Here is a 24,902-nt window from a genome sequence, read left to right on the forward strand (position 1 = left end):
GATAGAGGTTTTTTTTAAGAAGTTACTAAATAGATTGCGAAAAATTTTCCTTTATGTTACAGTTTCGTTACAAAGGGAGTGATCCCATTCGAGGAGGCAATGAGGATGAAAAAAATAATTTGGTTCGGACTAATGACGCTGGCTTTTTCACCACTGATGGTTCATGCAGATGAAACAGCTACGAGTGAAAGTGGCAATCAGGCTGCCGTTAGCGAGACGCTTTCATCAGAGGAGCAATCAGGAACGGATCAGACACAAGCTGCTGTCCAAGAAAGTACAGTAGAAAATCAAGAGACGGATCAATCCGCTGCTTCAGAAACTACGACTACCGAGAATCAAGAACCAGTCGATTCCGAAGCTGTTATTGCCTCGATCCAAGCAGAGACGGGGACGCAAGATGTCAGTGAGATCAACACGTTAGCCGATGAACCTAGTTCGCTGCGTAGCGCCTTAACCCAAGGGATCACTGAAGGAAGTGTGACCGCATTTACCCAAGAACAGTTGGACCAGTTGACAGATGAAGAATTGACCAATGGCAATCGTCTGGCGCTACGTTATTCCAGTGATGCGATGGGCTTTGATATTGCTTACTTAGCAAAAATCATCGGTGCCTTGTTTGTCGATCAGACGTTATCCTGGGAAGCCATTGAGCCGCAACTGGCTTTTGATGCAAATAGCTACGCCAGTTTTGCTGACTTGATTCCTGTTGTGGATCAGCTGCAGGAATATTTACGGGTCGTCTATCCAGCAGACGGAGTCTTTTTACATTTGAATCAAGCCGTTTCCAACGAATGGATGATCTCAATTTTGACCAATTTAAATCAGATGGAACAAGAGATGCAAGTCGATCCAGGTGCCTTTGTCCCAGGACGGATCTCGTATATCATTCAAGCGGCAAATGATTCCATGTATCTGCCTACAGGCACGCAAACGAGTACGACTGAAGAAGCGACCGCAACATCGACGAGTGCTCAAGAAACAGCGACAACGACTTCTTCGAAAGAGGCCAACGCTACTGCCGATGGTGAAAAAACATTACCTAAAACCAATGAAGCGCCAAGCTATACCTTACTGATCGCAGGTGTTATCCTGCTACTGATCGTTTTCTTGATTCTATGGCGCCGCAAGAAAAAATGATTGTTATTTATAATCGTCAGAATGAAAAAATAGCAACCTTCGTTTTCCATCAGGGAAACGAAGGTTTTTTTGTTTTCAGAAATTTCATTGGTTATTTCTTTTCAAATAACGCCCTTTATAAAAAGACCAGAATCGATTCCTTCATAAAAAAGTCAAATTTAAATTCTTGCATTCTCTGGTGAGGGGTGTATAATGACACAGTGTCATATGACAACGTGTCATATCGAGAGCTGTGATTTATTTTAAATTAGAAAGGAGTTGCTTGTGATGCCGACCGATACATTTTTTCACTTGCCGCCAGAAAAACAAAAGCGCATCTTAAATGCGGCGAAAAAAGAATTCTCAAGACTGCCGCTGAAAGACGCCTCGATCGCCAACATCATCAAAGATGCCGAGATTCCTCGCGGGAGTTTTTACCAATACTTCGAAAACAAAGAAGATCTTTATTACTATTATTTCCATACGTTGAAAAAAAATAGTCAGCGAGATCTGCTGAAATCGATCCAACATGAAAACGGGGATCTGTTTGCGGGGTTCGAATGGTACTTTTCACGGATGATCGCCGAGGTTTTCAAAGGCAAAAACGCAAACTTTTACCGCAATTTATTTATGAGTATGGATTATCGTTCCTTCCATAAAGTCGTGCCAGAGATGCAGCACAAGATGCATCAAGAAAACAAAGCCGATCGGCAGAAGCAGCAAGCCATCTTTTTGTCAGAGGTCGACAAAGATTTATTGAAAGTCAAAGACGACCATGAGTTGAAAATGCTGATCCAGCTGCTGATGCATACCGTTTTTTCGACGATTGCCGAAGCCTATCGCCAATCAGCGTTTGATCCAGACTATGATCCTGCCGAAGCGATCGCTGATTTCAACAGTAAAGTCCGCTGGTTAAGAGAGGGCGCAAAAAAAGAAAGAGGGGAAACCTATGATTAAGCTGATAAAACGCGTATCCGTCATTTCCATAATCATGGCAGTGGTGTTTATGGTGATCCAAGTCGTTTCTGATTTGTATCTACCGACATTGACTTCCAATATTATCAACAATGGGGTGGCGACAGGCGACATTGATTACATTTGGAAAACCGGCTTTTACATGATCGGCTTTTCATTGATCAGTATCATCGCCGCTTTAGGAAATACGTATTTCGCAACAAGAGAATCACAAAAATTAGGACAAAAACTACGTTCGGACATTTACCAAAAAGTTGAGAATTTTTCTTCTCGATCTTTTGATAAATTTGGGACCGCATCATTGATTACAAGAACCACCAACGACGTCAACCAAATTCAAATGGTGACGCAAATGTTTTTACGTATGATGATCAATGCACCGATCACACTGATTGGGGCGAGTTTCTTGGCCTATCAAAAAGATGCCCAATTAACCCGAATCTTTTTAGTCGTTATTCCTATCATGCTGGTATTGGTCGGCGGTATTATGTATTTTGCCGTTCCTTTATTCAAAAGTATGCAAAAGAAAACCGACCGTTTGAACTTAGTCTTTCGTGAAGGCTTGACGGGGGTCCGCGTTATTCGGGCATTTGACAAGACGGATTATGAAGCGAATCGCTTTGATGAAGCCAACAAAGATTACACCCACACCGCGATTAAAGTAAACACCATCGTCGCATTGATGATGCCATTGATGACGTTGATCATGAGTGGGACGAACATTGCCATCACATGGTTTGGGGGTCATTATATTGCCGAAATGACTTTAGAAGTCGGAAACTTGATTGCGTTTATGACCTATGCAATGCAAATTTTGATCAGCTTTATGATGCTGTCCATGATCTTCGTGATGGTGCCAAGAGCCCAAGCATCAGCTGATCGGATCAACGAAGTCTTAAATGAAGAAGATGAAATTCTCGATCCAAAAACACCAGCGACATTGAGCTTACAAGGGGACCAAGTAACCTTGGCCTTTGACCATGTGGCGTATCGCTACCAAGGCGCTGAGAAATTGGCGTTGGAAGATATCGATTTTCAAGCAAAATCTGGTGATTTTGTTGCCATCATCGGTGGGACGGGCTCAGGGAAAACGACCTTAGTCAATCTCTTGCCTCGTTTGTACGATGTGGAGTCTGGTGCAATCAAAATCAATGGGGTCAATATTGCAGAAGTCACCCAGCACAATCTACGAGAAGTCGTGGGCTTTGTTCCGCAAAAAGCGGTACTGTTTTCTGGTACCATTCGTGAAAATATGAAATACGGAAAACCCGATGCATCAGATGAAGAAATCTGGCAAGCCTTAGAGATCGCCCAAGCCAAAGATTTTGTCTCCGAACTGGCAGATGGCTTAGATAGCCGTGTAGAACAAGGCGGCGGCAACTTCTCTGGTGGACAACGTCAACGTTTAGCGATCGCTCGTGCGTTAGTGAAACAAGCAGATGTCTATGTCTTTGATGATTCCTTCTCCGCACTGGACTTCAAAACCGATGCTAACTTACGAGCAGCGCTGAAACGCGACATGCAAGACAGCATTATGGTCGTGGTTGCCCAACGGGTCAGCACCGTCATGGATGCCGATACGATCTTAGTATTGGATGAAGGAAAACTCGTAGGAAAAGGGACCCATGAATCATTAATGGCAGACAATGAAACCTACCAAGAAATCGTTTCTTCACAATTGAGAGAGGAGGATCTTGCATGAGTGAAAAGAAAACAACAACACAACACCGTGGCGGACCAATGGGCGGCGGTCCAGGCCGTAACATCGGTGCCAAAGGACCAAAACCAAAAAACTTTTGGGGGACGGTCAAACGGCTTTTCGGGTACATGTCGAAACGCTCCATCGCTATCATTGCCGTCTTCGTTTTAGCGATCGCAGCCGTGATCTTCCAAATCCAAACACCGAAAATTTTAGGGGAAGCGACCACTGAAATTTTTAAAGGTGTCATGATCGGTGCGCAGCAGATGCAAGCCGGCCAACAGATAACAGAATTTCCTATCGATTTTGAGAAAGTTGGTCAAATCATTTTGATCGCGATCGGCATGTATGTGATTTCAGCCGTCTTCAACTTTCTACAACAGTTTATTATGACCCGTGTCTCGCAACGGACGGTTTATGAGCTGCGTCGTGACTTAGATGAAAAAATGAACCGCTTGCCGATCTCTTACTATGATACTCACTCAAATGGGGATATCATGTCACGGGCGATCAATGATATGGATAATATCGCAAGTACCCTGCAACAAAACTTGACCCAATTTATTACGAGTGTCGTGACCTTTATCGGGGTTTTGTGGATGATGTTGACGATCAGTTGGCAACTGACTTTGGTTGCTTTAGCAACGGTTCCTTTAAGCTTGATCGTCGTGATGATCGTCGCACCAAAATCGCAAAAATTCTTTGCGGCACAACAAAAAAGTTTAGGATTGCTCAATGACCAAGTCGAAGAAACTTACGGCGGTCATACCGTTGTCAAAACCTTCAACCATGAAGCCGCCGATCAAGTCGTTTTTGAAGAAGAAAATGACCGTCTGTATTCCGCTGGTTGGAAAGCCCAATTTATTTCAGCGATCATTATGCCCTTGATGAACTTCATTAAAAACTTAGGCTATGTCTTCGTGGCTGTCCTTGGTGGGATCAAAGTGGCGAATGGGAACATGACGTTAGGGGATGTGCAAGCATTCTTGCAATACACCAATCAATTCTCTCAACCAATCACTCAAATCGCTAGCTTACTAAACACCATCCAATCAACCGTTGCATCTGCCGAACGGGTCTTTGAAGTCTTGGATGAAGAAGAAATGACTGATGAGCCTTCTGGATTGCCAGTGGAAGACAGTGAATACAAAGTTCGTTTCGATCATGTTCAATTTGGTTATGCGCCAGACAAATTATTGATGACCGATTTTAATCTGGATGTTAAAGCTGGTGAGATGGTGGCTATCGTAGGACCTACCGGCGCTGGGAAAACCACGCTGATCAATCTCTTGGAACGTTTTTATGATGTTTCTGGCGGTAGCATTCGTTACGATGGCAAAGATACCCGAGACTTGACTCGTGATGAGTTGCGTAGTAATATCTCGATGGTGCTGCAAGATACGTGGTTGTTTACTGGTTCCATCTATGACAACATTCATTATGGAAATGAAAAAGCAACCAAAGAGCAAGTGATCGCTGCGGCGAAAGCTGCCCATGTGGATGATTTTGTTCGCAAATTGCCAGAAGGCTATGATACGGTCTTGAATGAAGAAGCCAGCAACATCTCCCAAGGTCAACGTCAGCTGATCACGATCGCCCGCGCCTTCTTAGCGGATCCCGACGTTTTGATTTTGGATGAAGCAACTTCTAGTGTCGATACGCGGACGGAAATCTTGATCCAAAAAGCAATGGGTCGTTTGTTAGAAAATCGGACCAGCTTTGTGGTTGCTCACCGTCTCTCTACGATTCGTGATGCTGACAATATCATCGTGATGAATCACGGGTCCATTGTTGAGACTGGAAATCATGAGGAATTGATGGCACAAAACGGTTTCTATGCAGACCTGTATAACAGTCAATTTTCAGAAGAAGTGGCGTGATCCACTGTTTGTAATGAAAGAAATTCTTCCCCAAATGATGATAAACAGACCGCCAAAGGTTGACTGAAAGAAAGCAGTGATTGTCACTGCTTTCTTTTTTTTATGAATTTTTATCGCTTTAATTTAAATATTTATTGCAATTAACTGGATTAAAATGTATATTAATACATAATTTCGAATAATCCAAGACAAGGAGTGAAACCAATGAGTCATCTTTTTCCTAATTACAGCCGTTTACCCATCGATATCCAGCAAGGCAACGGCAGCTATGTGGTAGATTCGCAAGGCAACCAATATTTAGATTTAACAAGCGGCATCGGGGTCGTTAATCTCGGTTATGGGCATCCCAAAGTGCAAGCCGCATTGATGACACAAGCAGAGCAGATTTGGCATGTGCCGAATTTGTATGACAGCCAGTTGCAAGAAGAAGTTGCCCAAAAGCTGACCCAAAATCAAAAGAGCGCTTCAGACGAGCCGTATCTGGCTTATTTTTGCAATAGTGGCGCTGAGGCGAACGAAGCTGCTTTAAAGTTGGCTCGCAAAGCGACTGGCCGCAGCAAAGTCATTAGTTTTGAACAATCTTTCCATGGTCGGACCTTTGGGGCGATGTCTTTGACTGGGCAAAGTAGTATCCATGATGGGTTTGGACCGTTAGTACCAGAGATGGTGTATGTACCCTTTAATGACCTTGAGGCATTGCAAGCCGTTTTAGATGAGCAGACGGCAGCCGTGTTTTTAGAATTGATCCAAGGCGAAGGCGGTGTGATCCCTGCTGAGGTGGCGTGGGTCCAAGCGGTGGCAGCCCTTTGTCAGGAGTTGGGGGTACTACTGGTGGTGGATGAGATCCAAACCGGGATGGGACGGACAGGAACACTGTTTGCTTTTGAAGGATATGGCATTGAACCTGATCTTTTTACCGTAGCAAAAGGGCTTGGTAACGGGATCCCTGTCGGAGCGATGCTAGGCAAAAGCCATTTGCAAACGGCTTTTGGACCCGGTAGTCACGGTTCGACCTTTGGTGGCAATAAATTAGCGATGGCCGCTGCTAGTGCCGTTTGCAGTGTGTTGCAAGAAGGGGACATTCAAGTCAATGTTCAATTGCGCCAGCAGCAGTTTCTCGACGGATTGCAAGGACTATCTAAGGTGCAGGCGATTCGTTGGAAAGGATTGATGATCGGTATCGAATTAGCCGATTCGGAAAGCTTGCAATCCGTGTTGACCCAACTGCGGAACCAAGGCCTCCTCGCATTAAAAGCGGGAACCAAGGTTTTGCGCTTGCTGCCGCCTTTAACGATCTCGCAAGAGGAAACGACAGCAGCCTTGGCGATTTTGCAAGCTGTCTTAGCATAATTGCATAAAAATAGATTTTTCGGGCTTTCTTTCTTATAAAAACCGAATAATAGCGAATTTATTTTGAATAGTTTTATAAATAATCATTGACAGAGCGATGGGAGTTTCTTATAATCTTAAGTAAATTCTTTTGAGGAGTGACGTGTTTGAAGGCAGCAATCGTTGGTGTAACAGGGTATACCGGAATTGAATTGATTCGTTTGATCCAGCAACATCCCCAATTGGAGGTGGGCACCTTGCATAGTCATTCTATGCATGAAAATTCATCAGTTTTGTATCCTCATTTAATTGGACTGACAGAGCGGCTGATCGAACCTTTTGATGCAGAAAAAATCCAAAAGGAAAATCAACTCGTGTTTTTTGCGACTCCTGCTGGAATCAGCAAAGAACTCGCAGCGACTCTTGTCGCAAATGACTTTCCAGTGATTGACCTTTCTGGTGATCTGCGATTGAAGGATCGGGATAGCTATCAAAAATGGTATCACCAAGAAGCTGCACCTGCCGAGTTGTTGGCACAAGCGACCTATTCGCTGCCTGAGTTTGCAACGACTCCTGGCAATTTGATCGCCAATCCAGGCTGTTATGCGACTGCTGCCATTTTAGCTGCTGCGCCGTTGGTTCAGCAAAAACTATTCAGCGGTACGTTGATTTTTGATGGCAAGTCGGGTTTGTCGGGTGCTGGTAAGAAATTGACGGACAGCAGTCACTTTGCAACCGCTGCGGATAACATGACGATGTATAAGCCAAATCAGCATCAGCATATTCCTGAGATCATGCAGCAGTTTCAGCAATGGGATCAGGCAATGCCGCCGATCCAATTTTCTACCAGCTTACTGCCTGTCAAAAGAGGGATCTTTATGACGCTTTATGCGCCTATCAAAGACGCGATTTCGCAAGAGGACATCTATGAGCAGTACGTAAAAACGTATCAAGACCATCCGTTTGTCCGAGTGCAACCGTTAGGAAAGCTGCCCGAGCTGCGGCAAGTGACGGGAACGAATTTTTGTGACATTGGCATATGTTTCAATCCGCTGACCCAAGTGTTGACCGTTGTCGCAGTGATCGATAATTTAGGCAAAGGGGCTGCTGGCCAAGCGATCCAAAACTTCAATCGATGGGCAAAGATACCAGAAACGACTGGTCTTATGCAAGCACCGTTATATCCATAAAATAGCCAACAGACGCGTGAGGATACTCGTGTCAGCCAGTGGACAATCCGCAAAAAGGTGGCAGTAGGAGGAAAGAAAATGAAAGAAATCGAAGGAACGATCGCAACCCCCAAAGGTTTTTTTGCCGACGGTCTGCATTGCGGTCTGAAGAAAGAGAAAGTCGATCTTGGTTGGATCGTCTCTGAAGTGCCAGCCAGTGCTGCGGCAGTCTTTACCACCAATCAAGTACAAGCGGCACCCATTCTCGTTACAAAGGAAAAAATGCAAGCAGGCACCTTGCAAGGCGTGATCGTCAATGCGGGCAATGCCAATGCTTGTACCGGGGAGCAAGGTTTAAAAGATGCACAAGAGATGGCAGAATTGGCAGCAGCCCAGCTGCATACGAGTCCCGAAGCCTTTGCGGTAGCCTCCACCGGGATCATTGGTAAGAGCTTACCGATGGAAAAAATCACTGCAGGGATTCAGCAACTAAACAGGCAAGGGGATGCCCACCGATTTCAAAGAGCGATTTTGACGACGGATCTGACTGAAAAAAGCAGTGTCATCCAATCAACGATCGCTGACAAAACGGTGACTGTTGCGGGCTGTGCCAAAGGGTCTGGTATGATCCATCCCAATATGGCTACGATGCTGGCCTTTGTTACGACGGATGCGGCGATCGCTCCAGCACTCTTGCAAGCACTGCTGAAAGAATTAACCGACGTTACCTTCAATCAAATCACGGTCGATGGCGATACATCCACCAATGATATGGTGTTAGTTTTAGCCAACGGGTTAGCCAAAAATCCAACGATTGAAGCTGACACGCCAGCTTATCATGAGTTTAAAGGGATGCTCAAAGCAGTTCTGACCGCACTAGCCAAAGCAGTTGCAAAGGACGGAGAAGGCGCCAGCAAATTGATCGAAGCTCACACGAGTGGAGCTGTGACCGATGAAGCAGCCCGAATGATCAGCAAAACCATCGTTGGTTCGCCACTGGTCAAAACAGCCCTCTTTGGCAAAGACCCGAACTGGGGGCGTATCTTATGTGCAGTGGGCTATAGTGGGCAGCCGATCGACCCAGCAACGGTATCGATTGCATTAGCCGACATTCCCGTCTTTGTCCAAGGGACACCGGTAGCTTTTGACGAAACCATCATGCAAGAACAATTGGCGGAAAATGAAGTCAAAGTCGTTGTCGAGCTGAAAGAAGGGGCAGGTGTTGGCACCGCTTGGGGCTGTGATCTGACGTATGACTATGTGAAAATCAACGCACTATATCATACCTGAAAGAAATCAGGTACTAGACAAAAAGGAGCGAGTAGATGGAAACGATCGTAGTAAAAATCGGCGGTGTCGCCTCAGACAATTTAACCCCGTCATTCTTTGAGACGATAGCAGACTGGCAAGCTGCGGGCAAAAAAGTAGTCATCGTCCATGGCGGTGGTCACTACATCTCAGAAATGATGGAGAAAATGGCGTTGACAGTCACGATCAAAGACGGCCTGCGGGTGACCGACCCCCAGACGCTTGAAGTAACTAGAATGGTCCTTTTGGGACAAGTTCAACCGCTGATCACGACCGCTTTCCAGCAAGCTGGGTTCCATGCCGTAGGACTGAATGCTGGCTGTGATCAACTGATTCAAGGAGAAGTCATTGATGAAGAAAAATTAGGACAGGTGGGGAAGGTTCAACAAATCAACGCTGCTTTCCTGAAGCTCTTGACAGAGAAAAAACATGTCCCGATCCTGGCACCGCTAGGAATTACCCCAGAGGGGCAATGGCTGAACATCAATGCCGATGAAGTAGCGTGTCAGGTTGCTGCTAGTTTACAAGCCGAAAAACTATATTTGTTGACGGATGTCCCTGGGATCAAGCAAGAAAGCCAGTGGTTATCAGCTGTTTCTTTTGAAGAGATCCCCCGTTTGATCACCGAAGAAGTAGTCACAGGCGGCATGCTGCCAAAACTAAAAAGTGCGCAGAAAGCCTTGAAAGCAGGGGTAGCTGCCGTTTGTATCACCGATCGAATCGATCGTTTAGGAACCCAGATCCTCGCGGCAAGTCCAGCCGCAGCTGTCTGTAGCTGAAGCCATTAGCAACACCCAAATGCCTCTTCTCTACTCATAAAAATGCAAAATTCTGACTTTTCTGTGCTTTTCTTCTTATTTTCTCTAAAAAAAGAATAAAATAGGTAGGGATTTCATTTGCTAGAATTTCGTTTTATCAGTACAATGAGTACATATGTAAGTAGGGGGAGAAACAATGACAGATTTCTTATTGGGGAGCAGTACGAAGTTGCTGACTGTTGCAATCCGGGTAAAAGACCGCGATCAAGCGATTGCCTTTTATCGGGATGTACTTGGTTTTGAGTTGAAAAGAGAAGAAAATGAATTGGCCATCTTTGGTCTAAAAGGATTAGATAGAGAAGTTTTATGGTTGGAAGAAAGCCCGCGTGCCAACGATCACTTCGGCGAGATCAAAAAAATGCAGCGCATCGTCTTAGCCGTATCCTCATTAGAAGAAGCGGCAACTATCGCGAGCAATGCCCAACAAAAAGCGATTGCTTTCGAAGAAGCTCGTTATGAAGCGAATCAATTAGGCTTTATTATAGCTGATCCAGAAGGGAACAAAATTGAAGTCTTATTTACAGCACCCGCAGGAACTGCGGTACCAAAAGACGAAGCAGAATTGATCAAAGCGGCACCTGCAAAAGCGGCTGGCTTATCAAAAGAAGCTCATTTTGGCAAGCTGTATTTAAACGTCAGTGATCTAGCCAAAGAGCAGCTTTTCTTAGAAGAAAGCTTAGGCTTGAAAACAAAAGAAGCCGAAACGAAGGAATTTATCCTCAATGATGGTGACTTCCAAGTCGGCTTGGCTGAAGCACAAGGTGGTACGATCGATTTGCCGACCCATGAGGTGCTTGGCTTAGACTTCTTGAAAATCTCCATCAGTCAAGAAGATATCGATACATTGGAAAAGCACTTGTCTGAGAAGAACCAAGAGTTCTTCATCGACAAAAAACGGAAGTTGTTGACGACCTACGATGCGATCGGTATCGAATGGTGGTTTATCGTTAAAAAATAAATCTAAATAGATAAGAAAAAACATCGGAAACTCTTTTGAGTAGTCGATGTTTTTTGATGACTAAGAAACCAAGCAAGCGAATCGACTAGCTGATCGAGTCGGATAGTTGGAGGAAAAAAGGGGATAACGAGTTTTGTTTGCTGCTAAAAAGTGCTAAAGTTAGAAGCAAGACAAGCCTGAAAGGAGCGAGTATGGAACGATGACAATGTACCCAAAAACAATACAGCTCATTCAAGAAAAAATGCCGACCGTTTTCCCAGGAGCGGTGCTGCGTTTTATCGCTGGTGAAACCCAAGAGACCCATGTATTCGGACAGGCAGCGCTTCTTCCGAAAACCGAACCTATGACGAAAGATCTTTTGTTTGATTTAGCCTCATTGACTAAAGTCGTTTGTACAACGAGTGTTCTGTTAAAATTATGGGATCAAGGAAAAATCGAGATGGAGGCGCCGCTTACTCGTTGGCTGCCAGCGTTTAAAGACGATCGGGTAACGATCAAGCACTTGCTGACGCATACGGCAGCCATCAACACGTGGATTCCTCATCGAGACCAGTTGGATGCTGCTGCCTTGCGCAAGGCGTATTTGCAGCTTGAAAGCAGTGATACGATCGGTCAAACGGTCAACTATACGGATACTGGGACGATTTTGCTGGGCTTTTTATTGGAGGAGCTGTATCAAAAACCAGTGACCGAGATTTTTCAAGAAGAAGTCTTGACGCCTTTAGGCATGAAGAACAGCGGCTTTCCGCCTTTTCCTCCCTCACAGCTGCCAATGATCGTGCCTACCCAGCAGCAGCCAGACGGCAGCATCCTTAGAGGAATCACCCACGATCCTAAGGCACGGGTGTTGGGAAACCATGCCGGCAACGCAGGGTTGTTTTCTACCGTGGATGACTTGACGCTTTTCGTTCAACTGTTACTGGCAAATGGTCAGCAGCAAGGAGCGCCGTTTTTCTCAGAAAAAGTCATGCAGGCGCTGGCTCACAGGCAGACACCTGAAAGCACAAAGCCTCGCACCTATGGTTGGGACTTGTTAGGTGCACCGTATCAATTATTTCATACAGGCTATACAGGCACGTTTCTCGCAGTAGATATCCCTAACAAAAAAGCGTTTATTTTCTTATCGAATCGGGTCCATCCAGTGGATCATCGAGAAAGCTATTTGGGTCATCGTGACGAAATCCTGCAATGTTACTTAAAAGAAACTGCCGAATAAGCGGATTCATGCTATAATATGCACGAACAACTAGAGAGGGGAACAATTATGGAACCATTGTTTATGAAACCTGTTTTTCAAGAAAAAATTTGGGGCGGTAGTCGCCTGCATTCTGTTTTTGGTTTTGATTTACCGAGCGACAAGATCGGTGAAGATTGGGCGATCAGTGCGCATCCTCATGGGGTGAGCGTCATTGAAAATGGTCCGTTTAAAGGCAAAACATTGGCGGATCTTTGGCAAGACCATCAAGAACTATTTGGTCATTCAGACGAACCAGTCTTTCCATTATTAATTAAAATTTTAGACGCGGAAGATGATCTATCCGTTCAAGTCCATCCTGATGACACGTATGGGTTAGCCCATGAAGGGGAATTAGGGAAAACGGAATGCTGGTACATCATTGATGCCGAACCAGGTGCGGAAATCATTTATGGCCACCATGCCCAAACCAAAGAAGAACTTGCGGAAATGATCGAAGCGGGTCGTTGGGATGATTTGTTAACAAAAGTCCCTGTGAAAAAAGGCGATTTCTTCTATGTGCCAAGCGGAACGATCCATGCCATTGGAAAAGGGATCATGATCTTGGAAACCCAGCAGAGCTCGGATACGACTTATCGGGTGTACGACTATGATCGTACCGATGATCAAGGACAAACTCGGGAGCTGCATATCCAACAATCGATCGATGTGACGACGATTCCTGCACGGACGCCAGAATTATCGATCCGTGAGGTCAAACAAGGACAATCAGCAGTCGTTACCTATCTTGAAACGCCATTTTTCAATGTGTATGAGTGGGAAGTACGTGGAAAATTATCGTTGGCACAAAAGGCCGATTATACCTTGATGACCGTGATCGATGGGTATGGGCATTTGATGATCGACGGTCATTCCTATGAACTAAAAATGGGCACGAGCTGCATTTTGCCAAACCCGATCAAGAAATGGGAATTGGTTGGTGAATTGACTGTCATTGCCTCTGAACCTGGAAAAAAATAAAACGATCAGTAAGTGACGTGAGCCGCACGAGCAAAACAGCACACGTTCCTGATTTTTCGTAAGGCTGAACTCGTTCAGCTGCCTGTCATCATTGGCGATTTTTCCGCTTTTGACTGACAGGTTTTTTCGTATGGACACTCACGATAGACGTCTGAGGAAGATTTGTTATAATGGCAGTAATGAAGGATAGGTGAAAAGAATGGTTTACTTAGATCATGCAGCAACGACACCGCTGCATCCAGAAGTGATCAAAGTGATGAGTGAAACGATGCAGACATTTTTTGGCAATCCATCAAGCATTCATCATTATGGTCGAGACGCCCACACCCAATTAGAATTGGCTCGTCAAGCGATCGCTCAGCAGCTAGGAGTCAAAGAACATGAGATCATTTTTAATAGTGGTGGTACCGAAAGTGATAATACAGCAATCATCGGTACAGCCCTTAGCAAACAAGCACAAGGCAAACATATCATTACGACCCAGATCGAACATCCGGCGGTCATTGAGAGTATGCGCTATTTAGAAGGCTTAGGCTTTGAGGTGACCTATTTGCCCGTAGATCAAAAGGGGCAATTGGCCGTCAGTGAAGTTGAGGCTGCCTTACGTCCCGATACGATTTTAGTATCCATAATGACGGCAAACAATGAAACGGGCAATTTGCTGCCGATTGCAGAAATTGGGGCCCTTTTACGGGAGCATCCCGCCGTGTTTCATACCGATGCCGTGCAAGCTTATGGCAAGATCCCGCTTGAAATCAATGAAAACAGTATTGATCTTCTAAGCATTTCTGCTCACAAAATCAACGGACCAAAAGGGATCGGCTTTTTGTATAAACGAGATGGCTTGTCGCTGCCTGCGCTACTCCATGGCGGCGAGCAAGAAGAAAAACGGCGAGCAGGGACGGAAAACTTAGCAGCCATCATGGGAATGGCCAAAGCAGCTTCTTTGCATACCCCCGAAGCGCAGCAAGCAGCGGCGGAACAATATCAAACGTTTGCCGATGTGCTGATGGAGACCTTAGCAGCACAAGGCGTCGATGTTCAGTTGAATGGTGATCCAGCACACAAATTGCCGCATATTTTGAATCTGCGTTTCCCAGGTGTCAGCAGTGACTTGCTGCTGATGAAATTGGACTTAAAAGGGGCTGCGATCTCGACAGGCAGCGCTTGTACGGCGGGCAATGTGGAGCCCTCCCATGTGCTCGAAGCGATGGTGGGCAAAGAGCATCCAGCTATTCGGGAATCGGTCAGAGTCAGCTTTGGCTATGGTAACACATTGGCGGAAATCGAAGCATTTGCTCAGCTATTAGCAGAAACTGTCTTAGCCACGAAAAAGTAGGAGAACAGCTAGCAATCTCGCTGAAAACTATTTATAATGAAAGAAATGATGTTAAAGAGGTGAAGAACATGGCATTTGAAACAACAGCAACCGTTTTAGGCGCAGCAACCCAATACCGCATTGCTCCTGAAGCAAAAAAATATACGTTGCGGGACAATGGCTTTACAGAAACGAACGGCGGCAACTTCCAATTGATTCGCGGCCTTGAAGCAACACCCCAAAGCAAAGAAGGCTTTAAATTAAAAATCACTGTTGCAAAAGATCTGCAAACCTTCAAGATGTCCATCACGACAGCCAATGGGTTAAAAGCAGTCAACATTTTCAAAGATGAACAGCACAAAATGCTGCAAGAAAAATTTTACTTTTTAATGGATGGTTTTATCAGCCGCGGGTTGTTTGTCAAAGCGTAAGCTTTTGCCAAAAGCAGCTATATCATTCAAAGGGCAAGAAGTGTGTCACTCCGCCAAGCAGGCATGGGATTGATACACTTCTTTTGTATCTTTGGCGGTTTCTTTTTATACTATAGAAAACAAACCCTAGGTGTTCGCAGGAACAGGATGAGTTAAGACGAGAAAGAGGGAATCAAGATGAAACGAACCTTAAACAAGCAATCAGTGCTAGCCGTCGGCATGGGGACTTGGCATATGGGGGATGACCCAGCCAAGGAAAAAGCCGAGATCGATGCGTTGCAAGCGGGCATCAAAGCTGGAGCGGCTGTCATCGATACCGCAGAAATGTACGGCGAGGGAAACGCAGAAACGCTAGTTGGCAAGGCGATCCAGCCCTTTACACGAGGGGATCTTTATTTGATTTCAAAAGTCTATCCTTGGAATGCCTCCGCAGATGAACTGCCGAAAGCTTTAGACCGCAGCTTAGCGCGTTTAGGCACCGACTATCTTGATCTGTATCTGCTCCACTGGCGAGGAGATGTGCCGTTAGCAGAAACAGTTGACGCACTAGAAGCTGCCAAAGCCTCTGGAAAGATTCGTGCATGGGGCGTCTCTAATTTTGACGTGGCAGATATGGAGGAGCTGTTGCGGTTAGAAAACGGCGATCAATGTGCCGCCAACCAAGTACTCTATAATTTAGGTGCCCGGGGGATCGAATACGATCTTTTTCCTTGGCAGGCAGAGGCTGAGATTCCTGTGATTGCCTACTCACCCATTGCTCAAGGCGATCGGCTAGGGCACCACTTCAAAAATGATGAAGTGTTGAAAGAGCTGGCAGAAGCCAAAGGCTGCACGATCTTTCAGCTGCTTTTGGCATGGACCCTTCGACAACCCCACGTCTTAGCGATCCCCCAAACCAGTGACTCGCTGCATATGCTGCAGAACATTGAAGCTTGCAAAATCGTTTTTTCCCAAAGCGAATTGGCAGCAATCGATGCGCGGTTTCCTGCACCGACGAAAAAGCAGCCGTTAGCGATGATTTAAAGACGCTGATCACAGAAAAAGCACCAAGGTAAGGAGCGACTATGAAATTTTTTACGTCTGATACCCACTATTTTCATGCAGCCTTGCTCGGGGACAATGACTTTGCCCCACGCCCCTTTGAGACAGTGACGCAAATGCATGAAACGATGATCACCAGCTGGAATGAGGTCGTTGCGGATAAAGATGTCGTCTATCATTTAGGGGATGTCGCGATGCACCCTGACTACGAAGCGGGCTTTCCAGAAATTGCTGCGCTGTTAGCACAGCTGCAGGGCAAAATCGTTTTTATCAAAGGCAATCATGATACCAGAGCTTTCTTTGCGTACTTGCGCAAGCATGATCCTGGTTGTTTGGGAGCCGAAAAGTATGCGTTTGAAGATGTCGGTGTCTTGCTGAAGTTTGCTCATCAGCAATTTATACTGACCCATTATCCTATGCTGCTGGGGATCACCAAAAACAGCCGCAATCTGCATGGGCACATTCATCATCACAGTGTACCGATCGCTGAGAATCTCAACGTAGGAGTCGATGCACCAGAATTGGCGTTTCTGCCACAGCCGCGTCCTTTTGGTCGGCCAGTTTCCGAAAATGAACTGGCGGTGTTGTATCATGCAAAACAACAAGAACTTACTAAGCTGGCTCGTTAACAGATAACAAAAAAAGCAAGCGTCCAAACAGATTTGGGCGGCTTGCTTTTTTTGTGATGACTTTGACAGCAAGCTTTGATTAAGGAAATTTTTTTGATAAAAATAAACTTTATATGTAAAAAATAATCGATTCCAAGAGTTATTATTTGATGGATATTTAAGAAATGTGTATGCTTTAAGTAGAAAGCAGTAAAGGAGGTTGCCAATGCGTAAGATTTCTAAAGTGATTTTTATCATCGGATTGCTTTTACTCTTACTTGTCTTTTATTTTGGGATCATCGCCAATCAGCAAGCGGCTTCATTGCCTGTTTACTTGATTCCTTTGGATGAATATCCTTGGGTCGGATCTTCCATGAGTATGCTGCTCTTTTGGTTATCTGTTGGCTTTGCCATTTTTACCGTGATCGCGCTCTTTGTCGTTTTGTTTTATCCAAAACGTTCGGACCGCTTGATCATTTCCCATAAGACAGGCGATTTAGTGATTCAGAAGAAGGCGTTAGAGCATTTTGTGCTTGAACGGGTGAAACAAGCAGATTTCATCCATCAGCCATCCGTAAAAATCAAAATCGTCAAGAATAAAGTATCCGTAAAAATCGATGGAGAAATGAAACAAACAGCAGCCATCCCGCAAAAACAAGAAGCATTGGTTGGTGAGATCAGCAGCAGTCTGCAGCAGCTTTTCGGTATCGAAAGCAATATCCAAACGGAAGTTGTCTTAAAAGATACGCAAGAAACGCCAGCAGCCCATGACCAGCCGCGTGTAGTTTAGGAGGAACAGGTATGAGTGAATGGTTCTACCACTATAAGATCCCGCTTATCTTTGCAGGTTTCGGTTTGATCCTAGCGATCCTGTTTCTAACGATCGGCTTTTTGAAAACCATACTGCTGGTGCTGTTTACGGCACTAGGTATGTATCTGGGATTTTATCTCAAAGAAGTCGGATTCTTTGAACAATTTCAAAGACCGCGCCGTTAACTTTGGTAACATTATTAGTTTAATTTATATCAAGATTATAGTAGGAGGAATGTACGATGGAAAACCAAACAAAACCAACAACAGGTGTTAAAGGAGAATTAACTTACGAAGATAAAGTGATTCAAAAAATCGTAGGCATTGCATTAGAATCTGTAGACGGACTCTTAACAGTCGATGGCGGTTTCTTCTCAAATATTGCAGGTAAATTAGTCAACACCGATGATGTGACTTCAGGGATCAACGTTGAAGTTGGGAAAAAACAAGTGGCAGTCGATCTTGATATCGTTGCAGAATACGGCAGCGACATGACCACGATCTACGACCAAATCAAAGAGGTTGTTTCAACACAAGTCAACAAAATGACGAATTTAGACGTCATCGAAGTAAACGTGAACGTAGCAGATGTCAAAACACGTGAACAATTCGAAAAAGACTCTGAAACAGTTCAAGACAAAGTAAGCAGTGCGGCAGAAACAACTGGCGACTTTGCGTCAAAACAAACACGTAAAGCCAAAGGTGCCTTCAACCGAACAACGACGCGTATTCAAGAAAACAACGAACCACGCGTTCAATAATAGTAAGATAAGCAAAAGACTAGCTTCGGCTAGTCTTTTTTTGTCGCAAAAATGGTGTGTTTTTGCAGCTTCAGCCGATCAGAACATCAAAGCCAAAAGCTCCAATAATGGATTCCTTCTGCTTGAAAGACATCGTTAGGATAGCTTTTCTCATAATGGGCTTTTTCGGGGGAATCATTAGGATCGAATACTTGAATCGCTCCTTCTTTGTTCAAAGCCAATACCATGATATGTCCTGAGGTCGTAAAGGTTCCTGCTTGAACCGAGACCACAACGGGGATGCCTTGTGTCATTTTCTCATAGGCAGCCGCAAAGGAACTTCCTAAATCGGCAAATTGGTAACCAAAAGCTTCGGCAAACTGAGGAAAGATTTGCCAACTCGTTCCTTGTTTGGGAAGATAAAATTGATCGCCAGCCCACTTTAATAGTTTGTCAGGATTCGACGGATGATCCGTCCAAAAAGAATCGATCATCGCTAAAGAAGCAATAGCGCACCCGTTTGCTGCAAACGTATTTTGCGTTTCTCCATATCCATATGTGTCATTGCCCCAGCGTTGATCGGCTTGTACAATCAACGGCACTTGCTGCGTGTCTGCCATCGCTTGTTGAATCGCTTGATTGGCTTGGTGAGTGAACTCTTTTGAGACAAGCGCTGTCTGATCAAACGCAGCATCCCTGACCTGATCAATCACGTAATGAATGACAAAAATACCACCGATGAGAAAAAGTAGTAGCGCAAGGCTCTTTCTTTTCTTTCCGTCGTTTCTCCTAGTTTTCGATATCCCTGTGTGTGATCTCATGAAATGCCCCTCCTCGTAAAGTAGTATCTAAAAGAAGTATAGTCTTTTTCTGATAGCGGCATTTCTACATTTCCTGAAGAATTCCATACGATTTTATGACAAACGACCGTTTAAAAGGTAAAATGCGGCTTCTTAGCATTCACTTATCTAGTTGTCTTTGAACAATGGGAGTCGTTTGGACGGCTGTCGATAAGATACACAAAAAGCAGCGCTTCTTCTATTGGGCTGAATGGGGGGAGAACGGACAGCGGGTATCCTCCAGATGACTTTTCTAAAAAAGGAATTTATAAGAAAAGACAGCAAACAGTGAACTTTTTTGTGTTTTGTTGTATAATGCAAATTACTGAAAAGTTGCGACCTTCAAATCGTAGATGATTTCAGAATCTATAATTGAAATGATGGTGAAACGATCATGTCTAACGAAAACACCCGTGTGGTGGTTGGAATGAGTGGCGGGGTAGACTCGTCAGTAACAGCACTTTTGCTGAAAGAACAAGGGTATGATGTTGTCGGGATCTTTATGAAAAATTGGGATGATACCGATGAAAACGGTGTTTGTACCGCAACAGAAGACTACAAAGACGTAGCCAAAGTGGCTGCGCAAATCGGGATTCCTTATTATTCAGTGAATTTCGAAAAAGAATATTGGGACCGTGTATTTGAATATTTCCTTGCAGAATACCGTGCCGGACGGACACCTAATCCAGATGTCATGTGTAACAAGGAAATCAAGTTCAAAGCCTTTTTGGATTATGCGATGGATCTTGGTGCCGACTATGTAGCAACTGGCCATTATGCGCAAGTGACTGTTGATGAAAACGGCGTAACTCATATGTTGCGAGGCGTGGATAACAACAAAGATCAAACGTATTTCTTAAGCCAATTGTCACAAGAACAATTGAGCAAAACCATGTTCCCACTAGGCGGCATGGAAAAATCAGAAGTACGAGCGATCGCTGAACGGGCAGGTCTAGCAACAGCCAAGAAAAAAGATTCCACGGGTGTCTGCTTTATCGGAGAAAAGAATTTCAAACAATTTTTGAGTAATTACTTGCCAGCGAAAAAAGGCAATATGGTTACATTAGATGGCGAAGTCAAAGGACAACACGATGGCTTGATGTACTACACCATCGGACAACGTCAAGGCTTAGGCATTGGCGGCGGCGGTGCCACTCAAGAACCATGGTTTGTCGTAGGAAAAGACTTAGCGACCAACACTTTGTATGTGGGACAAGGATTCCATCACCCCGCTTTGTATGCAGATCGCTTGGAAGCAAGCCAAATCCACTTTACTACAGAACAAGACCGCGGCACGGAATTTTCATGCACAGCAAAATTCCGCTACCGTCAACAAGATGTACCGGTAACGGTGCGTCTATTAGATGGAGATCGAGCAGAAGTGATTTTTGACGAACCAGTACGCGCCATCACTCCTGGACAAGCAGTCGTTTTTTATGACGGGATGGAATGCTTGGGCGGCGGTTTGATCGATGCAGCCTACAAAGAAGCCAAAGAATTACAATATGTTTAACCACTAACACAATCAGTCCTAGCTAAGAACACTGAACCAATCAGTTGCACTTAGCTAGGGCTTTTTATAAATCAATTCGAAAATCCGAATAGAGCGAGCGCTTTCCATTTTAAAAAAAATAGTCAAATTATGCTATAATTTAGATAGAAAATGAATGTTTTTGATGCATTGGCATTTTTAAAAGAAAGGAGGAGGATCATGAATCGTACAAAAGCCAATCTCATGAAATCGGGGTTTGTCGTTAGTGTCGTAGGGGTGGTGATGCTTCATCAGACTCAGGTCATTTCAAGTCAAATCAACCATCTTGCCTTAGCCGTACTATTGGGTTTAGCCGGGTATTTGCTTGTTTTTAAAAAGTTCTACTTTTTGTCCTCTCAAATTGCGGGGCATTCCGATCAGTATAATCAAGCAGAAGTCAAGTGGGGCAAAATTGCGGGAGTGGTCGCCTTCTTTATTGCGCTGATCAATTTGATTTTGGTCTTTGTGTGAGTGTGGCGGAAAAAAAAGCCGCCAAAAGAAATCTTTGGCGAAAAATGGTTTACTTTGCTCATGACCGATCATCAAATTCGGCTTGGTGTGCTTGAAAAAAGCGGTAATACTGCTGGACACTGGCTAACTGGGTCCACTGCCGAACATCGACGGGCGTTTGATCCAAATCATAGATTTTGGCTTCCTTTAAAGATAAAACGAAAGGACTATGGGTAGCAATGATGAATTGGCACTGCTCATAGCGGACAAAATCTTCTAGTAACTGCACCAGTTCCAGCTGACGCTCAGCAGAAAGAGAATTTTCTGGTTCATCTAATAAGTAAAGGCTGTTGGGACGAATCTTTTCTTGAAAGAAGCGAAAGGCACTTTCACCATTGGAATATTCTCGGACATTGTCGATCAAGTGCTTGCGGGTGAATTTGGACTGTGTGTTGGATCGTGCAAGATTGATTTTCTTCAATTCATGGTAATCGTCAAAACCCGTGAAACGAAAGTCTGCATACTTTGCTTGGTAGTATTCTTGGAATACTTCTTCTCGGCGATGATCGATCCCTTGATTCAAATTTCGAATAGCCAGCATGTAATCAAAGACATCATCGCTGGTCAAAAGTACTTTTTCTTGCGGTTCGTCGATGCTGCCAGTAGTACAGTAGGCTAAGTAGTCCTCGAAAAAATTCGAGCGATTATACGCAGCAAAGCGCTGCGCGTGGATCTTTTCGGCAATCACGTTCAATGCGGTGGTTTTGCCAGAACCATTGCCGCCATATAAGATCGTGACCGGCTCAAAATCGATCTGCTGAAAAAGGCGGGCACTGAGAATCTGAAAAGGGTAGTAAGAATCATAAACGGTTCGTTTGATGGAAAGGAAAAAATCAAACTCGGTCTCTTGATCGGGAAAAGTGATTTGTTCGAGATACATGGGGCACCTCCTGGCAATTTCGTGATTGTCATTATTGTAGCATATCCATCGCAGACAAATTTTTTTTACGAGGTTAAAATAAATCTTGTTTGATATTTTTTTAATCTTTTGATGTTATATTCACAACAGGAAACATCTGTGCTAGACTATAGGGGCATAGAAATGATGTAATCTTAAACAACCGATAAATCGTACAAAAAAACGAGGGTTTAATGAATTTTTAAAGCAATGTCTAAATGCTGAAACTTATTCCTTGCAAGTTTAAGTAAAAGTGACTAATATGAGGAAGGAATCGTGAAAGGAGCAATGGAATGTATCAAGTAGTAGTCATGTATGGGGACAATGAACCGTGGTGGTTTTTTGAGGGATGGCAGTCAGATATTCAAGAGGCGTTCACATTTGCAACTTTCAGCGAGGCGCAGTCATTTTATGAACAAAAATGGCAAGAAATCAGAGAAGAGTATTCGTACATAAATGCAAAATCAAACTTTATGACGGCTTTTTGGAATGAAGAAGACGAACGCTGGTGCGAAGAATGCGACGATTACCTCCAACAATATATTGGACTGGCATTGCTTAAAGAATATCAGCAAGTCGTCGATGAAAGCAGGAAAGATTTTTATGAAACAACTAATTCTAGCGGAAAAGCCAAGCGTTGCCAAAGACCTCAGCAAAGTTTTGGGCTGTGAGCAAAAACATAAAAATTATTACGAAGGACCCAAGGCGATCGTTACTTGGGCCCTTGGTCATTTATTGGGCTTGAAAATGCCTGAAGATTTAAACAAAGACTGGGCATCATGGCAGATGGAAACGTTACCGATGATCCCTAAGTCCATCGGGATCAAGCCGTTACCAAAAACCGGTCATCAACTAAAAGCCATCAAACAACTGGCTCAAAGAAAAGATGTCGGGGAAGTCGTGATCGCTACCGATGCGGGAAGAGAAGGGGAGCTAGTCGCTCGCTGGATTTTGGAGTGGGTTCGTTTTGACAAACCAGTCAAACGTTTGTGGATTTCTTCGCAAACCCCTAAAGCCATCAAAGAAGGCTTTGCAAAATTGCAGTCAGCCAAGCACTACGACAATCTTTACTACTCCGCCCTTGCGCGGGCAAAAGCCGACTGGCTGGTAGGGTTGAATGTCACCCGGGCATTGACGGTCAAATATCAAGACAATCTTAGTGCGGGTCGGGTCCAAACCCCTACCTTAGCTTTGGTGCGCAGTCAGGAAATGCAAATCGAGAGTTTCCGTCCGCAAACCTATCATGTGATTACCCTAAACGTAGGCGATGCCAAGGCCCGCCTGCAGCAAAAAAATCCCTATCAACTAAAAGAACGCAGCGACGCCGAAGCATTGGTCAAGCAAATGAGTCAACAAAATGGTCGCGTGACAGCGATCGAAGAAAAGGTCAAAACAGAAAGTGCACCATTGCCCTACGATTTGACCGAGATCCAACGAGAAGCCAATCAGCGTTATGGATTTTCAGCCAAGAAGACCTTGTCGCTTGTTCAAAGCTTGTATGAAACCCATAAAATCGTCACTTACCCAAGGACGGATTCCAAGTATTTGACCAATGATATGAAGGCAACCATGAAGGAACGCCTGCAGGCAGTTGCGGATTTTGCCCCAGAAGTCAAAGGATACTTGAAAAATGGCGGACAAGTGGTGCAGCAAGCTGTCTTCAATGATAAAAAAGTTACCGATCACCATGCCCTATTGCCAACGGAACAGCGGGCACGTTATGAAAAATTAACTACCGATGAACAACGGATCTATCAAATGATCGTTAGTCGTTTCTTAATGCTCTTTGCGAAACCCCATAAAAAGCAGCAGCAGAAAGTGACCGTGACCTTTGGTTCAGAAACCTTTGTATTCAACCGCAATACCGTGTTAGAAGCGGGATGGAAAACGACTTCTGAAGAAGAAACCAGTGATGTGGCTTGGCAAAAAGGCAGTACCGTCAAGCCTGAGTTTACCATCCAGAAAGAGTTGACTACACCACCGAAACCGTTGAATGAAGGAACTCTTTTAGGCAAAATGGAAAAACACAGTCTTGGTACGCCGGCAACCCGTGCGGAGATCATTGAAAAGCTGATCAAATCTGAGCTGATGGAGCGGACCCCAAGCGGCTTGCAAGTATCGCCAAAAGGCAAGCAGCTGTTAGTCTTAGTCAATCCATCCTTGGTGACACCAGAATTGACGGAAAAATGGGAGAAGGAACTGGAAGCCATTGCGAAAGGCACCTATTCTGCCCAAACCTTCCTCGCACAAATCGAAGCAGACACAAAACAACTGGTCAAAGAAATCAAGCAAAGCGAAAGCAAGTACCAAGATTTCTCATTGACCCAAAAACGGTGTCCCGAATGCGGCGAACCCTTGCGGGAGAAAAATACCCGTGATGGCAAGATCTATGTTTGCTCCAGTGGCACCTGCAAGTACCGTCGTCGGAAAGACCCGAAAGTTTCAAACCGACGCTGCCCGCAATGCCACCGAAAGATGGAGATCATCGAAGGCAAAAACGGCGCCTATTTCCGCTGTAAATTCGATGGGACCACCGAAAAAATGGCGGATAAAAAGGAACGCAGCAAAAAGCTGTCGAAACACGAAGAACGCCGCTTGATGAACAAAATCAATCAAGAAGAACCGCAAGAAAGCCCATTAGCAGCTGCTTTAAAAGCTGCGATGGAGAAGAAATAACTGCATGAGGTAGAAAATGAAAAAGAGTGAGGA

Annotated in this window: 24 protein-coding genes; 22 read left to right on the forward strand and 2 right to left on the reverse strand. The window is 44.6% G+C overall.

Annotated elements, in window-relative coordinates; translation table 11 throughout:
• Positions 1-105: 105 nt before the first annotated feature.
• The 18 genes from IGI73_RS01890 (at position 106) to IGI73_RS01975 (ending at position 18,436) form a co-directional block, all read left to right on the forward strand.
• The gene (locus tag IGI73_RS01890; protein ID WP_086294464.1) at positions 106-1,137 is read left to right on the forward strand and encodes an LPXTG cell wall anchor domain-containing protein; all 1,032 of its coding nucleotides are present in this window, start codon (positions 106-108) and stop codon (positions 1,135-1,137) included.
• Between the two features lie 267 nt (positions 1,138-1,404).
• Positions 1,405-2,073, forward strand: coding sequence for a TetR/AcrR family transcriptional regulator (locus IGI73_RS01895; RefSeq protein ID WP_005227217.1), 669 nt, complete (start codon positions 1,405-1,407; stop codon positions 2,071-2,073).
• Positions 2,066-3,793 carry an ABC transporter ATP-binding protein gene (locus IGI73_RS01900; protein WP_428206881.1) on the forward strand — a complete coding sequence of 576 codons (1,728 nt, stop codon included), beginning with the start codon at positions 2,066-2,068 and terminating at the stop codon, positions 3,791-3,793. The genes IGI73_RS01895 and IGI73_RS01900 overlap by 8 nt, the downstream gene beginning before the upstream one ends.
• On the forward strand, positions 3,790-5,670 hold the full coding sequence (locus IGI73_RS01905) for an ABC transporter ATP-binding protein (protein WP_428206879.1): 1,881 nt from the start codon (positions 3,790-3,792) through the stop codon (positions 5,668-5,670). Before IGI73_RS01900 ends, IGI73_RS01905 begins: the two co-directional genes overlap by 4 nt.
• Before the next feature lie 204 nt (positions 5,671-5,874).
• Positions 5,875-7,020 (forward strand): acetylornithine transaminase, encoded by a 1,146-nt coding sequence (locus tag IGI73_RS01910; RefSeq protein ID WP_428206878.1) that lies wholly within the window; start codon positions 5,875-5,877, stop codon positions 7,018-7,020.
• Positions 7,021-7,166: 146 nt separating this feature from the next.
• Positions 7,167-8,189 (forward strand): N-acetyl-gamma-glutamyl-phosphate reductase, encoded by a 1,023-nt coding sequence (gene argC, locus IGI73_RS01915; protein WP_016609579.1) that lies wholly within the window; start codon positions 7,167-7,169, stop codon positions 8,187-8,189.
• 78 nt (positions 8,190-8,267) lie between these two features.
• A complete protein-coding gene (argJ, locus tag IGI73_RS01920) occupies positions 8,268-9,458 on the forward strand; it encodes a bifunctional glutamate N-acetyltransferase/amino-acid acetyltransferase ArgJ (protein ID WP_034857838.1) in 1,191 nt (396 codons plus the stop codon).
• Between the two features lie 35 nt (positions 9,459-9,493).
• Positions 9,494-10,255, forward strand: coding sequence for an acetylglutamate kinase (argB, locus tag IGI73_RS01925; protein WP_015508861.1), 762 nt, complete (start codon positions 9,494-9,496; stop codon positions 10,253-10,255).
• 175 nt (positions 10,256-10,430) lie between these two features.
• Entirely contained in the window at positions 10,431-11,252 is an 822-nt protein-coding gene (locus IGI73_RS01930; RefSeq protein WP_428206877.1) for a VOC family protein, read from the forward strand.
• A gap of 199 nt (positions 11,253-11,451) precedes the next feature.
• The gene (locus IGI73_RS01935; RefSeq protein WP_438759022.1) at positions 11,452-12,468 is read left to right on the forward strand and encodes a serine hydrolase domain-containing protein; all 1,017 of its coding nucleotides are present in this window, start codon (positions 11,452-11,454) and stop codon (positions 12,466-12,468) included.
• Between the two features lie 45 nt (positions 12,469-12,513).
• Positions 12,514-13,467, forward strand: a complete 954-nt coding sequence (gene manA / locus IGI73_RS01940) for a mannose-6-phosphate isomerase, class I (protein ID WP_170920124.1) — start codon at positions 12,514-12,516, stop codon at positions 13,465-13,467.
• A gap of 199 nt (positions 13,468-13,666) precedes the next feature.
• Entirely contained in the window at positions 13,667-14,806 is a 1,140-nt protein-coding gene (locus IGI73_RS01945; protein ID WP_015508865.1) for a cysteine desulfurase family protein, read from the forward strand.
• Positions 14,807-14,874: 68 nt separating this feature from the next.
• Entirely contained in the window at positions 14,875-15,216 is a 342-nt protein-coding gene (locus IGI73_RS01950) for a DUF1831 domain-containing protein (protein ID WP_005232263.1), read from the forward strand.
• A 177-nt stretch (positions 15,217-15,393) separates the two neighbouring features.
• The gene (locus IGI73_RS01955; RefSeq protein WP_086294474.1) at positions 15,394-16,239 is read left to right on the forward strand and encodes an aldo/keto reductase; all 846 of its coding nucleotides are present in this window, start codon (positions 15,394-15,396) and stop codon (positions 16,237-16,239) included.
• 41 nt (positions 16,240-16,280) lie between these two features.
• On the forward strand, positions 16,281-16,886 hold the full coding sequence (locus tag IGI73_RS01960) for a metallophosphoesterase (protein WP_142966922.1): 606 nt from the start codon (positions 16,281-16,283) through the stop codon (positions 16,884-16,886).
• Positions 16,887-17,091: 205 nt separating this feature from the next.
• Complete coding sequence (gene amaP / locus IGI73_RS01965) at positions 17,092-17,655, forward strand: alkaline shock response membrane anchor protein AmaP (protein ID WP_060792382.1); 564 nt, start codon at positions 17,092-17,094, stop codon at positions 17,653-17,655.
• Between the two features lie 11 nt (positions 17,656-17,666).
• A complete protein-coding gene (locus IGI73_RS01970) occupies positions 17,667-17,861 on the forward strand; it encodes a DUF2273 domain-containing protein (protein ID WP_005227236.1) in 195 nt (64 codons plus the stop codon).
• A gap of 56 nt (positions 17,862-17,917) precedes the next feature.
• Positions 17,918-18,436, forward strand: a complete 519-nt coding sequence (locus tag IGI73_RS01975; protein ID WP_005227237.1) for an Asp23/Gls24 family envelope stress response protein — start codon at positions 17,918-17,920, stop codon at positions 18,434-18,436.
• An 86-nt stretch (positions 18,437-18,522) separates the two neighbouring features.
• Here the strand turns inward: IGI73_RS01975 and IGI73_RS01980 are convergent, their stop codons facing one another.
• Positions 18,523-19,236, reverse strand: a complete 714-nt coding sequence (locus IGI73_RS01980) for a C39 family peptidase (RefSeq protein WP_060792381.1) — start codon at positions 19,234-19,236, stop codon at positions 18,523-18,525.
• Positions 19,237-19,648: 412 nt separating this feature from the next.
• Here IGI73_RS01980 and mnmA point away from each other — a divergent pair, with 412 nt between their 5' ends.
• Both mnmA and IGI73_RS01990 read left to right on the forward strand, forming a co-directional pair.
• Positions 19,649-20,767, forward strand: coding sequence for a tRNA 2-thiouridine(34) synthase MnmA (gene mnmA, locus IGI73_RS01985; protein ID WP_026008140.1), 1,119 nt, complete (start codon positions 19,649-19,651; stop codon positions 20,765-20,767).
• Between the two features lie 198 nt (positions 20,768-20,965).
• Positions 20,966-21,256 (forward strand): hypothetical protein, encoded by a 291-nt coding sequence (locus IGI73_RS01990; protein ID WP_258317235.1) that lies wholly within the window; start codon positions 20,966-20,968, stop codon positions 21,254-21,256.
• A gap of 58 nt (positions 21,257-21,314) precedes the next feature.
• Here IGI73_RS01990 and IGI73_RS01995 read toward each other — a convergent pair whose 3' ends face one another.
• Positions 21,315-22,175 (reverse strand): AAA family ATPase, encoded by an 861-nt coding sequence (locus IGI73_RS01995; protein ID WP_142968007.1) that lies wholly within the window; start codon positions 22,173-22,175, stop codon positions 21,315-21,317.
• 311 nt (positions 22,176-22,486) lie between these two features.
• Here IGI73_RS01995 and IGI73_RS02000 point away from each other — a divergent pair, with 311 nt between their 5' ends.
• Together IGI73_RS02000 and IGI73_RS02005 are read left to right on the forward strand one after the other, a co-directional pair.
• A complete protein-coding gene (locus IGI73_RS02000) occupies positions 22,487-22,864 on the forward strand; it encodes a DUF1033 family protein (RefSeq protein ID WP_005227251.1) in 378 nt (125 codons plus the stop codon).
• Complete coding sequence (locus IGI73_RS02005) at positions 22,797-24,869, forward strand: DNA topoisomerase III (protein WP_005227252.1); 2,073 nt, start codon at positions 22,797-22,799, stop codon at positions 24,867-24,869. The genes IGI73_RS02000 and IGI73_RS02005 overlap by 68 nt, the downstream gene beginning before the upstream one ends.
• Positions 24,870-24,902: the final 33 nt, after the last annotated feature.

It is taken from the genome of Enterococcus sp. DIV0755f, from assembly GCF_051713725.1.
GTDB lineage: Bacteria > Bacillota > Bacilli > Lactobacillales > Enterococcaceae > Enterococcus_D > Enterococcus_D casseliflavus.